The following is a 16337-nucleotide window of genomic DNA, read 5'->3' on the forward strand; positions in this document are numbered from 1 at the left end:
GATTATGCAAACATCTCGATAACCGCTTGGTTCCACTGTTTGGGTTGTTCCAAATTAGATAAATGCCCTGCATTAGATAAAATAATCAGTTGACTATTTTTTGAGAGTGAATGCATATCAATGCTTTGTTGAGGGAAAATTACATTATCTAATTCACCTGTAATAATCAGAATAGGTAATTTTGTTGTTGCCAATATAGCTGAGGTAGAGTTACGGAGTGCCATCCCACGTAATGCAGATGCAATCGCACTTGATTTTTGTAACGTTAAAATATGATGGAGATAATCTTTAGTTTGTTGTGATGCATTAGACGAAAGTGCCTTAGACATAAATCCATTAATTAGGTTCTCTGTCCCATTTTCAAGTACATCAAGTGCCGTTTTTTCACGAGTAGCTTTTGTTTCCGGACTATCTGCTACGGCTTGGGTATTTGAAAGTACTAATCCTAGTGTTTGATTGGGGTATTTTTCTAAAAAGGCAAGTGCAATATATCCCCCCATTGATTCACCACCAATGATCGCCTTATCGATTTTTAAATAATCTAATAACTGTTTTACCTCATCAGCATATTCAGCCATAGAAATTGCTTTTCCATCCACACTTGAAGATTCACCAAATCCCCATAGGTCCAGAGTAATCACCCGAAAATGCTCTCTAAGCTCCTCTTGTTGGGGTTGCCATAATCGTTGATCGGTTGGGAATGCATGAATTAATATAAGGGGCTTTCCTTCACCTATATCATTATAAGAAATAAATTGCTTCGTATGTGGAAGTGCTATAGTGGATGCCAGTGCAGTATTACTAAAGCAGCAATATAAAGTAAAGATTAAAACGTAGAGGAAAGAGAATGCTTTATTCATTAATTACTCCATTAAATTAAGAACGTAACTTCGTGTTACACAACAATAGAGCGCAACAGAAATCAAGTTCACTGATTGAAGTTACGCCCTAACTGGGTTTTTGCTTAAATTAATCAGGCAAAGACATTAAACTTGCATTACCTCCTGCTGCAGTAGTATCCACAGTATAAGTTCGCTCGTGACAAAGTCGAACGAGATAGTTAGGCCCACCTGCTTTAGGGCCTGTGCCTGATAATTCTTCTCCACCAAAAGGTTGTAAACCAACAACAGCACCTATCATGTTGCGGTTTACATAACAGTTACCTGCATGAATATTTTTCCTGATATATTCCACTGTTTCATTAATACGACTATGGATACCTAGAGTTAGGCCATAACCGGTCTCATTAATTTGGTCAATAACTTTATCCAAATCCTTTCGTTTAAATTGAATTACATGCAATACGGGACCAAAGACCTCTTTTTCTAGCGCACTAATATGATTGATGGCAATCGCAGTTGGAGGCATAAAATATCCAGATTCCAATGATTCATCTAATGGGCATTGGTAAATAATCTCAAAACGCTTTTTCATATTATCCACATGATTTTTTAATGTGGATAAAGCCGCCTTGTCAATTACAGGCCCCACATCAGTCGCAAGCCAGCGTGGATCGCCTACGACCAATTCAGCCATAGCTCCTTTTAAAAGTGCTATAGTTCTTGGATAAACTTCTTCTTGGACAAATAATACGCGCAAAGCAGAACATCTTTGACCAGCACTACCGAAGGCCGAGTTCACCGCATCAACCACAACTTGTTCCAATAAAGCTGAAGAATCAACGATCATTGCATTTTGACCGCCCGTTTCAGCAATCAAGGGAATAATTTCCCCACCACGTGTTGCCAAGGTACGATTAATAAGATTCGCCGTATCTGTTGAACCAGTAAATAAAACTGCTTTGATTCTTTTATCAGCAACCAATGCAGCTCCGATTGTTTCACCGAGGCCAGGAAGTAATTGTATGGCTCCTACAGGAACCCCTGCCTGGTGCATTAACTTAACCGCATAGGCAGCAATGAGAGGCGTTTGTTCTGCAGGTTTTGCAATAACACAGTTGCCAGTTACCAATGCAGCAGCGACCTGACCTGTAAAAATTGCCAAAGGAAAATTCCAGGGGCTGATGCAAAGTATTGTACCTCGTGGGTGCAAACTCAGTTCATTTAATTCGCCTGTATAACCCGTTAAACGTAATGGAGCAGCCAAAATTTGCTGGGCTTGCACGGCATAATAACGGCAGAAATCAATTGCTTCACGCACTTCTGCTATGCAGTCATTCATGGTTTTACCTGCTTCAAGACAGGCTATGGTCATAAGTTCTGCTTGATTTTCCTCTAACGAATCAGCAAAGCGATTAAGGCATGCTGCTCTTTCTTTAACGGGCATGCCTGACCATACTGGGAAAGTTTTCTCAGCTTGTACCAATGCGTGTTCTACATCATCCAGTGATGCATTTTGGACTGATCCCACAATATTTTCAATTTGTTGTGGCGAATTAATCTGTTGTTTTTCACCCTTAAGTATTGGATTTCCTGCGATCATTGGCCCTGAAGCCCACTGCTGCAATTTGATTTGTCCCATTTTTTCTTGTAAATGAGCCCGCTCTGTGCGATCAGTAAAATCAAACCCCTTAGCATTTTTTCTATTGGGCTGAAAGATATCTTCAGGTAATGGAATATTTTGATTCATCTTATGTAATAAAGATTGGGCTTTTTCCACTGGGTCTTCAACTAATGCACTAATAGGTGCATTATCATCAACGATACGGTTTACAAATGAAGAGTTTGCTCCATTTTCCAGCAAACGACGTACTAAATAAGGAAGTAAATCCTCATGACTTCCCACGGGAGCATAGATACGGCAAGGAATACCATAGCGTGCTGCCGGTACTATCTGTTGATACAGCTCATTGCCCATTCCATGCAAACACTGAAACTCAAAATCACGATAATCCCCGGTAATATTTAAAATCATTGCTACAGAATAGGCATTATGAGTAGCAAATTGAGGATAAATTGCATCGGTCATGGTTAATATTTTTTTCGCGCACGCCTGAAAAGAAACATCTGTAAAAACTTTTCGGGTAAATACAGGATATTCTTTAAAGCCCTGCATTTGTGTTTTTTTAATTTCACTATCCCAATAGGCACCTTTAATCAAGCGCACCATAATTCGACGTTGCTTTTTTCTTGCCAGAGCAGCGACCCAATCCAATACATAAAAAGCTCTTTTTTGATAAGACTGAACTGCTAAACCAAAACCGTTCCATCCATCCAAACTTGCATCATTAAAAACATGCTCCATCACATCAAGTGATAACTCCAAGCGTTCAGATTCTTCAGCATCAACAGTTAAAGCAATTCCATAGTCCTTTGCTAAACGAGCAAGGGCGAGCAGCTTGGGCGGTAATTCTTCCATAACGCGCTCATGCTGGCTTTCATTATAACGTGGGTGTAAGGCAGAAAGCTTTATAGAGATACCGGCACGCTTATATACATCTGAATTTTTATCAGACTGCTTACCTATAGCATCAATTGCTTCTTTATATGCTTCAAAGTAACGCGACGCATCAATAGAGGTTAGCGCAGCTTCACCCAACATATCATAAGAAAAGCGATACCCTTGAGCTTCTTTCTTTTTAGCTCGATTTAACGCTTCATCTATAGTTCTTCCTTTGACAAATTGTTTGCTCATAATTCGCATCGCTTTATCAACCGCTGTTCTTACTACAGCTTCGCTACTGCGATTAACAAGCTTCATTAACGATTTAGCTAACGTTGTTTGAGCTTTTTCCGGAGTCAGTATTTTACCTGTGAGCATCAGTGCCCAAGTCGTTGCATTTACAAAAAATGAATCACTTTGGCCTATATGAGATTTCCAATCACCACCAGACAATTTATCTTTGATTAAATTATCTATTGTTGCACTGTCAGGAACTCGCAATAACGCTTCAGCCAAACACATGAGCGCAATCCCCTCATCGCTGGATAATGCATATTCAGTCAAAAATGAATCGATGCCTGTGCTTTTTTTTCGTTCAGCTCGCACAGATTCAACTAATTTTGTGGCACTATTCTTAATATCTATTAACTGCTGTTGCCCTAATGCGGCTTTATCACAAAGTTCTGTTATCAACGATAACTCATCAACACGATAGGCGTGATTAATAGCAGCTCTTATGCCTTCAGGTAATTGTATGATCTGCTTTTCCAGCATAGCATTCTCCGAAATCAAATCTATAACTATTCGTATCTATCCACCACATTTCAAAATCTTAATGAAAAAACAAATTTGAGTGCACATTGAACCAAAAATATCCTGAAAAAGCGCCACATAGATGACTATGTAAGCCTTTTTCAGCATGCTTTCGTTCAAAATGCGCCAAATAGGCTTTTCGGTGAACTGTGCTGAATAGTTACCTATTCTTTTTCCCCTTTCTCTCTTGAACACAAAGGAGTACAAGTCAATGCTGGGTTTAAAAGAGTTTAAAAACTAACAGCCAAGTATAATTTAGAGCCATATAAAATGGAATGAGGCATTCATTATTTTGCTATAGAATATGGCATCAATCGGCTGCAATCACAGAGATTATACCTAATTTCTAGCAATTTTTCTGTTTTTTATTTATTTTATTTAAATATTTTTTAAACCATATGTTTAATTATTAATTCACAAAACAGAACTAAATATAAACAATTAGGCTCATGATTTCACTAAATTTTTCCTAATATTCATTCAAGCCTCTGAATTGAATAATATTTTCCCCTATTGGCCAAATAAGCACCTTATAATTTTACAATTACATGAATTGTTAATATAATCACCATTTTTTTGAAGAACTATTAACGGCGATTTATATGAAGAAAGGAGAAGTATGAACACTCTATTAACTCTAATCTCAACCGTAATTTTAACCAGTAATATAACTTCCAGTGCGCCTTCTTTCGCAGCGAGAGCTGAAGCAGATATCAATACTAAGTTACAACATCTGAGTAATAAAGCACCGCAATTAAACAAGAATGTATTACGGCTCGCGTTAACTGCATATAACAATGCGAGCAAGAAAGGGGCTGTGAAAAAACCCGTCCTTACCGTAATAGATTATTCTTTACCATCAAACAAACAACGTATGTGGGTATTTGACCTACGTAGAGAGCGCCTTCTATATAATACCTTTGTTGCACATGGCAAAAATTCTGGTGTGAATAAAGCAAGTCATTTTTCTAACGTTCCTTCAAGTAAACAATCAAGCTTGGGGACCTATATTACGCAAGATACCTATATAGGGCACAAAGGATATTCACTTAACTTGCAGGGCTTAGATAAAGGATTTAATGACAATGCACTAAGTAGACGCGTGGTAATACATGGTGCATGGTATGTAGAGCCTAATTTTATCAAACAAGCCGGTCGTGCCGGGCTGTCTTGGGGTTGTCCTGCTATTGCTCAAACTTTGGCAAAGCCTGTAATTAATACGATTAAAAATGGCTCTGTAATTTTTGCCTATTTTCCCGATAAAAAGTTTTTATCTAAATCAAATTATTTAGTAGCATAAAAAAAGCCAGGGTTGAAACCCTGGCTTCGCAGTCATCCGTATAAGAACTTCCAGTTCTTATGATCATCCATGATAAATCATATCCTTATGATTACAATTCCGTTTGTTTGACTTATATCCATACAAGTCATGATTAAAATGTAGCAATAGAAAATAAGAAGCGCAAGGATATTTCAGGGTTCTTTGCCTTAATTTACTTCAGGCAGATCAAAAACACATTTATTAAATATATATTAAAAACAATGAGTTAATTTAACTTGCTGAAATTGACGTCAAAAAAACGGCTATTGTCTTTAGCTGAATTGAGAAATATCTTACAAGAAATCGAGCAAAAAAAGTGAGATAACCTAGCATTAAAATACAAATCCGAGAATTTCCGGGATTAATTCGCAAGCAATTTGCTTTAAAACAAACCAGATACAGGCTATAATGCTTTTTTTTATTTCGTTATAGTCGCAAGATGAACAGCATAAAGAACAAATTTGAATTATTTAGTCATTTAGCAAAAGACATCAAAACTGAAACGGCACAACATTTATCAACACCTGATTTAATAAAGATTTCTATGACTTCAAAAGAATATAGAACATTCTTTAAGCCCATGCTGGATGTCCGAAAATTGTTACACCATGTGGTGCGTGGTGAACATGCTGCGGTTAAAATGATGCTAGAAAAAGATATCAATTTACTCTTTAAAAAAGGTCGGATAACAGATTGCTCGGGGCGAACCTTTGAACATATCAGTAGTTTTGAATATGCGCTTTGGGCATTGGATAAACATATGTGGACAATGATGCTTGATTGCGTACCTCAAAACGAAGCGGGTAAAAAAGTATTAGCACAATTGCTCTCCCAATACCACAAAGTAAATAAAGAGGGGGTTACTTATAAGCTTAATGGAAAAACAATCACTGAGAAACACTTTGATTTCGAAAATACCCTCATCAAAGAGCTACAAATACAAGTTGATTCTATAAAGGTGCCTGGAGATAAGGATTGGGATGCTATTAACAAGCAGTGGAGAGAAGGTGTTGGCGGCGCCCAAAAGCAGCTTCCTATGCATGTTGTTTATGAATATTGCTCTGATGAGCCTTTTTATCACATTCCACAACCTCCCGCTTCACAACTCAAACCATCAAAACAATGGCTTACCTCCCCGCGGCCCAAACCATCAAAACAATTTTATAATACGATAACTAAAAAGTATGAAAATTGGTTCGATGTGGATTCAAAATTAGGTGTTGATTTTGCACTATATAAAGGGTCAGGAACCGGGGGGCCAGTATCTAACTACTTAGGGTGGGAAGATGCCTCATTCATGGGGATCCTGTTGGTAATCAACGAGCTAGAGGCTGTAAAGGGGTTACATGAAGCAAGAACAACCGAATTTATCCATCTCGAATCACAACTTAAAGAACCGATGATCGCAAATAATCAACCCCAAACAAGTTTAATTTATTTGATGTCATTTTGATAAAATCTGCTCTTCTCAAAAATTAAATGAAAAAGTTGATACATTAATTTAAGGTTATCTCAAAAAAATTTACTGAATATCCTTAAATAACCAGAGTAATCACTATGTTTGGTTATAAATACTTGATTATGTCAGAAGATATGGTAGTTTATTCAGCATCTAGATCACGCTTTAGAGCAATATGATGGACAAACAACCGTTAACTGCAGCAAAAAAAGATAAGTTACAAGTTATAGATTGGCTTATTGAACATTTCCCAAATGCTTTTTTTAAAAAAGGAAATCAGATTAAACCCCTAAAAATTGGAATATTTGATGATATTATCGATTTTTACGAACGACTAGACTCCCCTCCCTTCAGCAAAAAATCATTGCGAGAAGCATTAAGTTATTATAGTGCATCACCAGCATATCTAAATTGTCAAAAAGAAAACGCAGCACGAATCGATATCTACGGTAATGAAGTGGATACAGTAACGCAAGAACAAGCTAAATATGCTCATCAACGTTACTTAGAACGTTATAACAAAAAGAAAAGTTCGGAAAAAAATAATAACAGCCTGGGTGACGCGTAGCGAAAACCCCGGCTCCTGCGCTACAGCCAATACACTATAGCAGCAATGGTACTGTCTATCGATTGAACTTTACTACTGTAAAGCCATTAAGTAATTAACTCTAACGTCAGATCCTAACGAAGCCTTCCTCAAAAAAGGATTATAATCCATTCCTTCCAAATCAATTAAGTTGAAATCCCAGGGACGAGCCATGGCAAGCAGCTCACTGGGTTTAATAAATTTTTTATAGTCATGTGTTTGTCTGGGTAATAAATTCAGTACATATTCTGCGGCAATAATCGCCGTAGCATAGGCTTTAATCGTTCGACTGATTGTTGATACAAATAAAAAACCTTGTGGTTTGAGTAACCGTCTGCAATGTTCAAAAACCAACTCAGGATTTTCTACATGCTCCAACATTTCCATACAGGTAATTACATCAAAACTTTTATCTTTATATGCTTCAATCGAAGTACATAAATAGTTAATCTTCAGATGATTTATATTTGCATGCTCCTGCGCTACGGAAATTGCTTCGGACTCTGCGTCTATTCCGGTAACTTTTGCTCCTGACCTTGCCATAGATTCACAAAGAATACCGCCACCACAGCCAACATCTAAAACCTTTAGATCGGTTAACTCAACATGCTGCTTAATAAAATCAAGTCGTGTTTCATTAATGTCATGAAGCGTTTTCAGAGGTCCTTCAGTGTCCCACCATAAATTAGCGTGCTGTGCAAATTTATTAATTTCTTGAGGATTAACAGTTGATTCAATATTACTCATCTTGATAATAAGTCCAGAGGTTTAAAAAAATTGATAACGTGCTGATTGGTGATAAAGCTTATATTATAAGGATGTTCCGCAATAAGTCCTATAGGTAATTTATCTTGTGCAACAGTTTCTGCAATTTTACCTAATAATATGAGCTGAATAGTCGGTTTTATTACAGCCAATTGCTCCAAAAGGCTTTGCATAAAAGGTTTCCATTGACGTGCATGATAAGGAACTTTGCCCTCACTATAAACTAACGAAGCATTGAGCAGCAAAATACCTTTATTCATCATCCCTTCAAATAATTGTCGTGCTGTTTGTACTAAAGTACTTTTATCCACTAATGCAATATTGGCTTGTGACGTATCGGAGTCCAAATCACCACGTGCAACAAGTAACATTTTAATCCAATTACGTAAGGAAGTCGCTCTATTAACTTCTTTGCTTAATCCATTTAAACCCCATAAATTACCGACCGAGTTATCCCAAAAAGCATATCCATTCGCTGACTCCTTGCGTGGGTAAGGCGATTCACCTAATAAAATATATTGAGTTTTTGTTAACGGTAAACTAAAAGCTGCAAATAACCGTTCCTTCCCTGGCAACCAATATCTGTCGTTCATTAACTGATGTAAATAGTCTTGATCCATCGTTTTTAATGCTTTGATTAGAATTTCTTTCCAATCAGAATGACAATTATTTAAAAAGGAATAATGATCCATTTTTATACTCGATAAAGAAAATTCTAATGACACTTCCACTCTGTCCCCTTTTTTCTTATAATGCACTTAATTTACACAAATATATGGAAATTGATGAGCACTAGTGTAAATAACAAAGATAACTTGACCAGTGATGCAATACATAATCGTAACTGCTATGCTTATTTTCTTCAATTAAAACCTGTACTTCATACTCACAGCCAATTTCTCACGAAACTTCTGCCGGAATTTGCCAGATTACACACTGTAATAGGACAAGAATATGATGAAAACTACCCTTATGGGAATTTATATTCGTCTTGTATCGCAGCTTTGGAAGAATTTATTGATACGAATCCAACAGAAAAAATTAAGGATTTGGATGATTTAGTCCTGGCTATTTACCATAATGACAACAAGATCCTTGAGGAGTCTTCAGCATGGATCAATGATATTGACTCGGAGATACGTCCTCGACAATCAAATACCACAAAAAAAATTCAAAATAAAATAAAAGATACCAAAAGAAATGTTAATCGATATTCTCCAAATAACTCAGGAGGTCTTTATCGTCGTCTTTATTCTTTATTTACAAATAATTTTAAACCTCAATATGAAACGAATCTGCCAACAATAAAAAATTTTTCTTATAAAAAAAGTTCAGATGCAACAGAATATCGTTTTAGCACGCAAGCCCAACGCCATAATGGACGAACTCGTATAAGCCCCTTATTCAAACGGTGGTTACAAATCAATGCTGAAAAATGCACTCCCAATCAAAACATATGCCATATCTATTTTAATAATCTGGCATTAGATCGAAGCGATTATGATATTGCTGGATCCAAAGAAAGAGATTTGACTCTAGAGCTTCATAAACTTGAAAACGATCCAAGCTTTAAAACGCTTGTTATTACTCTTCCCGCTAATGAAGGGTTAATGGAATCATCTGACTATGAAATAACACACAATCGACTATCTCCTCGTTCTGTATTTAATGAATTTCTCGATATAGCACGAGAGAAAGCAGATAAAAAAGTCATTTCTGATTTCAGAATTAGCCCCAAAGCAAGAAAATTATTATTTGGACCTGAAAATGAAGAGGTAATCCTAAAAAAATTACTTATGAAGAGTTTTCAGGCACAAAGGCTTGCTAACAAACGATTCATTTCTTCTGCAGAAAAACAAGCGGTCTGGGTACACTTCATAAAATATGAACTGACCAATTACATCCTTGAAACAATAAAACCCAAAAGCTTTAATTTTTCGTGCAAAGATGCAATAGATCGCGGCGCTCTCTCTTCTACTTATTATAACTTGATAAAATCCTTTAACTTAGAACAGCCAATAAATAAAGAAGAGTTTGAACGCTCTCTTGATGCACCAGCCGCCAATGTCAAAGGGAGGGGCATGAATTTTCATCGAAAAATCATCTGGAATGCATTAAACACTTATATCAATGCAAATTATTCTCAATTAATTACTAATGAGAAAAAATCATGGTTAATTTATTGGCGCGATATGAATTGTCCTAAGATACGGACAGAAAAGCTTCTTAAATTCAGACTCAAACAAACCATACAACAATTTCACGCATTACCAAAAGAAAAGAACGACCTCAAAACAACAGGGCTGCACTTGTTAGATATTGTGAAAGAACTTCAGACCCAAAAGACCGGTGGTAAAAGACTTCTACTGGAAGTGGTTTCACGTACATCCGAACTCATACATACATCATCCGAAGAGTCGATTGAAAAATATAGTAGACTGGCCAAAGAATTAAAAGTTAATCATCCCTCCTTATATGTCATCGCCGGCATCATGGAAGTATTATTAGGCATTATACTTTATCTTCCGTCACTTGGTTACTCGGAAAAGCTAATTGATCATGGAACTGCCACAACTAACACAGGCTTTTTTTCTTATCGTAGAACAGAATTGAGCAACAAAATGCTCCATTTTGTATCAGTTTCGACATTCCTTGAAGTCTAAAAAGTATTTTTTATGACCTAATACTTGCAACCCCGGATAGACAAGCTGCATACAGCAAATTGTTTTAAATAACTCCACAGGAACAAATTTTTTACTTGCTTATTGATAGTTTTGTGGTTAAAAATAGAATTTACAGGGAGATTCTTAAACACAGGGAGCAAGTGTTATGTCTACTAATGAGCAAGAACTTGATGTAATTATAAAGAATGAAACAAATCCTTCTACTACAAATAGAGTGGTTGTGGAAAAAGCTTTATCGCAGATGAATTTTTCTGATGCAGCAAAACAATTATTATTAGACCCCGATTCATCTAAAACTGATCTTGATAGTTTGCAAAGCATTGCTTTAACTCAAGAGCATTTATCACAAGTCAAAAAAAGTTTAGGCGCTATAGTTGATAGTTTACAAGATAATCCAAGTCTCATTTCGCGTGCCGCCGCGTTCTGGGGTGAGTTGCCCCTTTGGCAAAGAATCGTAGGTGGTGTTGCCATATCAGGACCAACTTTAATCATAGGGGCTGCAGCTCATATTGGGTTTCTAGTAACGATTAGTGGCGTAAGCGTTTTAGCATACACGACAAGCGGTATTGTACTGGACGACCATCATTACCATACCAAAAATATTGCTCAAAAATTAAAAGAGGGAATTTTTGGAGTTGCAGAAATTCTTGAACTGACTATTGGAGCATTAGATTCAATTCGTAAAAAATTAGCCACTGAAATAGATAAATTTAAAGAGGAAAATGAAAAGCTAGCTAAAAATATTACACGGCTTAATGAAGAAGTTGAAACGTTAAGCACACAGGTGGAAGTTTATATTGAAACTGAAAAATTACTTCGAAAGAATAAGGAAGATCTCGAAAAAATTGCCTCATCGCTTAAGCTCGATTTGGAAAAGCAAAGTGTGCAATTTGAAGCCAATCAAAAAGAGCTTGAAAAAGTTCGAGATTTACACTCAAGAAGCTTATTGTTATTGTCTCAAAAAACCGCTGAGTTATCCGAAGTTAGAAAATCCATGGGAGCCGAAGTAGAGAAGGCAAAAAGCATTGCCAGCACATTAGAAGGCACTGTAAAGGTGCTCACCAGCGCAGCAATTAGCGACTCCAGTCAACGACAAGCTTTTCATGAAAAATTAGATGCTTTTTTAATGGATAAAACAACTAGTTTTGACCAAGTAGCAGAACGTATTAGTAAAGCAGAGTCTGAGCTTTCGGAAGTAAAATCTGAATTAAAAGCCAGTACAGAGCGATTTAATAAGTTATTAGAACTTCAGGAAAAACAACTCCAACGTTTGCAAAGCCTTGATCGGCGTGTGGATATCAGTGTCCATCCAGAATTACATCCAACTAAAAGCGAGGATCCGGTAAAACATGAAGGATTACTTAGTAAATTCGGGATAATGGCTATATGGCCAATAAATAACTCAGCACCTAAACAAAATCCACAATCAGCCCCAATACCTTAAATAATAAATTTTGAACTTCAATTCCTCCGAGTTTAAACACTCGGAGGATAAGATCGCTAATCTGAGCATATTCCAATCTGTTTTTTTCTTCTTAGTACAACTTGGATCATGCATTGTGAAGTACATTAATTTCAGCTATTCTGTATTTTTAGTTATAAGTCCATATGCCAGACGTGATTAAACCATACAATAAACTGATAAATATAATAAAAAACAATCAGGAAACAATGGTGAAGCAACTTCACCAGCTTTGTGAGATTAATTCTGGCACAAACAATTTGGCAGGATTAGCCCAAATTGCTAATCTATTACAAATTGCCTATAAGCCTATAGCTGATACAACCCAGAGAAAAAAACTAAACCCCTTATCTGTTATTGATATATCCGGTAATACAATGGTGCAAAACTGTGGGGATGCCCTATTCATTAGAAAACGACCACACTTGAAACGACGAGTTTTGCTTTGTGGACATATGGATACGGTTTATGCAGAAGATAATCCATTTCAAAAATTAAAGTACATCAATGATAATTGTATTAACGGACCTGGGGTTACCGATATGAAAGGTGGTCTTATTGTGATGTTGCAAGCCTTATCCGTTTTTGAGGAAAGCGACGTTGCAGCTGAGCTGGGTTGGGATGTTTTAATTAATGCCGATGAAGAAATCGGTTCACCTGCATCCAGCATGCTTTTCGATGAGTTGGCCGCGAATTATCAAGCAGCTTTAGTTTATGAGCCGGCAATGACACCAAGCGGTACTTTAGCTAAAAACCGCAAAGGCAGTGGCAAATTGACGCTTATTGCCACAGGAAAAGCAGCCCATGCAGGACGAGATTTTTCAGAGGGACGAAATGCAATTTCTTACTTAGCTGAAGCAGTATGTGCTGTACATGCCCTTAATGGGAAACGTGATGGAGTGACAATTAATGTAGGAAAAATTGCGGGTGGTGAGGCGCTCAATGTGGTTCCGGACAAAGCAGTAGCACAGGTTGATATCCGAATTAGCCTACCTGAAGATGAATTTTGGGTACGATCGGAACTGGATAAAATCATTTGCCAATTAAAACGTCAAGGTTATTCTTTGAATGTCCATGGTGTTTTTGGCAGGCCAGTAAAGCGTGTATGCTCGCGCACAGAACGCCTATTTCATCGTATTCAACATTTGGGACAAGAACTTGGTTTATCAATAGACTGGAAAGATAGTGGCGGCTGTTGTGATGGAAATAATTTGGCCCAGCATGGTTTACCAGTTATAGATACCCTTGGAGTCAGAGGTGGTAATATTCATAGCGCGGAGGAATATATAGTACTCAATAGTTTGTCTGAACGTGCATCACTCAGCACCCTACTTTTGCTTGACCTAGCTCAAGGTGGCCTAGAGGATCTAAAAAATGATGTTATTTCGTAGTGCTCGCAATACAGATTTAGATGCTATTCATCATTTGGCTGAGGAAAGTGGCGTAGGAATAACAACGCTTTCTAAAGATAAAAAAATATTAGCAAAACGACTTCATTGGTCGACTGATTCATTTCATAAAAACGTAGAAAGAGCCAATAATGAATATTATTTATTTGTTTTAGAAAATCCCAAGAATAAAAAAATAATAGGCGTTTCAGGAATTGAATCATGTACTGGATATGAGAGTCCTTTTTATTCTTATAAAATCTCCAAACGTACCCGAATTTGTCGCTCATTGGATATACGTAGTGATTATGAGGTTTTAAGTCTGGTAAATGATAATCAGGGGCGAAGTGAAATCTGCACTCTTTTTTTAGAGCCTAAGTATAGAAAACATAAAAATGGTTTATTACTTTCTAAAGCCCGTTTCCTTTTTATCGCCCAACATCCTAAGCGTTTTGCTTCGACAGTAATTGCTGAAATGCGCGGAATCTCAGATAAAAATGGTATATCACCTTTTTGGGAAAATGTAGGAAGCCATTTTTTTCATATGTCTTTTGCAGAAGCTGATCGGCTGACACTGACAACTGACAAACAGTTTATAGCAGACTTAATGCCTCGTAACCCTATATATATTAAATTGCTGTCTCTTCAAGCCCAAGCAGCGATTGGTCAACCTCATCCTTCGACGCAAACAGCCATGAACATTTTATTAAAAGAAGGATTTCGGTATAACAAGTATGTGGATATTTTTGATGCAGGTCCTACGCTTGAAGTACCTCGCCTAAAAATCAAAACCATAGAGTTAAGCCACGTTGTAACGATTAAAAATATTAGCGATGAAGTAAGTAGTACCAGTTACTTATTAGCAAATACTCAATTGGATTTTCGAGCAACAATTAATAGCGCTTTAGTTAATAAAGAAAAAAGCACGTGTATTATCAGTAAAAAGACAGCCAATCTTTTGCAAGTCACATGCGGAGATCAACTGCGTGTTGCTCCTTTACAACTTGATGTAGGAGAATTGCATGACTAAATCACCGGTAATCCAGGGTAAAGGACAATACATTAATGGCCAATGGGTAAAAGGAAATGGGACCATTTTAGAATCCATAAATCCTGGTTATGGCACGTTACTTTGGCAAGGCATGAATGCCACAGAACAGGAAGTTTCTGCTGCATACCGTGCCGCGCGACAAGCACTTTTCTCGTGGTCCTCACTTGATTTTGAGCTACGTGCAAATTATACCCAAAAGTTTGCCCAACAAATTGAAAAGAATCGTGACCAATTGGCATACTTAATTGCTTTGGAAACAGGAAAACCATTATGGGAAGCACAGACCGAAGTTAATGCAGTTATAGGGAAAATTAATTTATCAATTCAAGCTTATCATGAAAGAACTTGGCCAAAAATAACTCAAACGACTGAAGCAAATACCTGCCTTCGCTTTAAACCTCATGGGGTTATAGTCATTCTTGGTGCATTTAATTTTCCAGCTCATTTAAGCAATGGACATATAGTTCCTGCTCTGCTGGCAGGAAATACCGTTCTTTATAAACCAAGTGAACATGCACCTGCAGTAGCAGAATTGATGATGCAGTGTTGGCATGAGAGTGGCGTACCTTCTGGGGTAATCAATTGCTTGCAAGGCGATGCTGCCTGTGGGACGGCATTACTGACACAAGACATTCAAGGTGTATATTTCACAGGAAGCTATGCGACCGGTTTGCGCATTCACCAACATTTTAGTAATAAACCGGAAGTAATTTTAGCTCTTGAAATGGGAGGAAATAACCCTTTAGTCATCGATGAAGTCGCTGATCTTAACGCAGCTGTTTATCATACCCTACTGTCTACTTTGATTACTGCGGGTCAACGCTGTACGTGCGCACGACGTGTCATCATTCCTGACTCACAGCAAGGTGATGAGTTCTTAAATCGTTTCATCCAAACATGCTCGTCAATTAAGATCGCACCTTTTGATCAAAAACCAGAACCCTTTATGGGGCCAGTTATTAGTTATGAACAAGCCCATAAGCATATTCATAACCAAAAAAAACTGATTGATTTGGGCGGTGTTTCCTTATTACCCATGAATTTAATTGCTGAGCGTACAGGCTTGTTATCACCAGGCATTATTGACATGACACACGTTAAAAATCCTCCAGATGAGGAAATTTTCGCACCCTTGGTACAGATATATCGTTATAGTCACTTTGAGCAAGCAATCACTCTGGCCAACCAAACCCGCTATGGTTTGGTTGCAGGTTTATTAAGTAATAATGAGCAACATTACCACCAATTTTATCACCATGTTCGAGCTGGATTAATTAATTGGAATAGGCCTACTACTGGCGCAGCCAGCAGCCTTCCTTTTGGTGGGGTCGGATTAAGTGGAAATCATAGGCCGAGCGCTTATTTTGCTGCGGATTATTGCGCTTATCCAGTAGCCAGTATGGAGCAACCTTCTTTAACGATGCCAGAACACATTTTGCCAGGTATTGTATTGAAATAATTCTATT

The 16337-nt window shown here is 37.3% G+C and carries 12 protein-coding genes; 8 read left to right on the plus strand and 4 right to left on the minus strand.

Annotated features, from left to right (window positions below; translation table 11 throughout):
• Positions 1–2 precede the first annotated feature (2 nt).
• Positions 3–860 (minus strand): alpha/beta fold hydrolase, encoded by an 858-nt coding sequence (locus DY223_RS08655; protein ID WP_058459862.1) that lies wholly within the window; start codon positions 858–860, stop codon positions 3–5.
• A gap of 109 nt (positions 861–969) precedes the next feature.
• On the minus strand, positions 970–4116 hold the full coding sequence (gene putA, locus DY223_RS08660) for a bifunctional proline dehydrogenase/L-glutamate gamma-semialdehyde dehydrogenase PutA (RefSeq protein ID WP_058459861.1): 3147 nt from the start codon (positions 4114–4116) through the stop codon (positions 970–972).
• A 658-nt stretch (positions 4117–4774) separates the two neighbouring features.
• Here putA and DY223_RS08665 point away from each other — a divergent pair.
• The 3 genes from DY223_RS08665 to DY223_RS08675 all read left to right on the plus strand — a co-directional run bounded on the left by DY223_RS08665 (position 4775) and on the right by DY223_RS08675 (position 7503).
• Positions 4775–5455: a murein L,D-transpeptidase catalytic domain family protein gene (locus DY223_RS08665; protein ID WP_058459860.1), complete on the plus strand. Its 681-nt coding sequence runs from the start codon at positions 4775–4777 to the stop codon at positions 5453–5455.
• Positions 5456–5915: 460 nt separating this feature from the next.
• Entirely contained in the window at positions 5916–6929 is a 1014-nt protein-coding gene (locus DY223_RS08670) for a hypothetical protein (RefSeq protein ID WP_082642454.1), read from the plus strand.
• 184 nt (positions 6930–7113) lie between these two features.
• Entirely contained in the window at positions 7114–7503 is a 390-nt protein-coding gene (locus tag DY223_RS08675; protein WP_058459859.1) for a ProQ/FINO family protein, read from the plus strand.
• 72 nt (positions 7504–7575) lie between these two features.
• Here DY223_RS08675 and ubiG read toward each other — a convergent pair whose 3' ends face one another.
• Positions 7576–8268 carry a bifunctional 2-polyprenyl-6-hydroxyphenol methylase/3-demethylubiquinol 3-O-methyltransferase UbiG gene (gene ubiG, locus DY223_RS08680; RefSeq protein WP_058459858.1) on the minus strand — a complete coding sequence of 231 codons (693 nt, stop codon included), beginning with the start codon at positions 8266–8268 and terminating at the stop codon, positions 7576–7578.
• A complete protein-coding gene (locus DY223_RS08685) occupies positions 8265–8978 on the minus strand; it encodes a uracil-DNA glycosylase family protein (protein ID WP_174223931.1) in 714 nt (237 codons plus the stop codon). The genes ubiG and DY223_RS08685 overlap by 4 nt, the downstream gene beginning before the upstream one ends.
• 93 nt (positions 8979–9071) lie before the next feature.
• Between DY223_RS08685 and DY223_RS08690 the strand changes: the two genes are divergently transcribed.
• From DY223_RS08690 to astD, 5 genes are all read left to right on the plus strand, one after another.
• Positions 9072–10949, plus strand: coding sequence for a hypothetical protein (locus DY223_RS08690; RefSeq protein ID WP_058459856.1), 1878 nt, complete (start codon positions 9072–9074; stop codon positions 10947–10949).
• A gap of 166 nt (positions 10950–11115) precedes the next feature.
• Entirely contained in the window at positions 11116–12414 is a 1299-nt protein-coding gene (locus DY223_RS08695) for a LegC2/C7 family Dot/Icm T4SS effector (RefSeq protein WP_058459855.1), read from the plus strand.
• A gap of 164 nt (positions 12415–12578) precedes the next feature.
• The gene (locus DY223_RS08700; RefSeq protein WP_374930662.1) at positions 12579–13823 is read left to right on the plus strand and encodes a hydrolase; all 1245 of its coding nucleotides are present in this window, start codon (positions 12579–12581) and stop codon (positions 13821–13823) included.
• Positions 13807–14850: an arginine N-succinyltransferase gene (locus DY223_RS08705; RefSeq protein ID WP_058459853.1), complete on the plus strand. Its 1044-nt coding sequence runs from the start codon at positions 13807–13809 to the stop codon at positions 14848–14850. Before DY223_RS08700 ends, DY223_RS08705 begins: the two co-directional genes overlap by 17 nt.
• The gene (astD, locus tag DY223_RS08710; RefSeq protein ID WP_058459852.1) at positions 14843–16330 is read left to right on the plus strand and encodes a succinylglutamate-semialdehyde dehydrogenase; all 1488 of its coding nucleotides are present in this window, start codon (positions 14843–14845) and stop codon (positions 16328–16330) included. The genes DY223_RS08705 and astD overlap by 8 nt, the downstream gene beginning before the upstream one ends.
• The last annotated feature ends 7 nt before the right edge of the window (positions 16331–16337 follow it).

Origin of the sequence: Legionella bozemanae (assembly GCF_900450575.1) — a bacterium.
In the GTDB taxonomy this organism is placed as follows: domain Bacteria; phylum Pseudomonadota; class Gammaproteobacteria; order Legionellales; family Legionellaceae; genus Legionella; species Legionella bozemanae.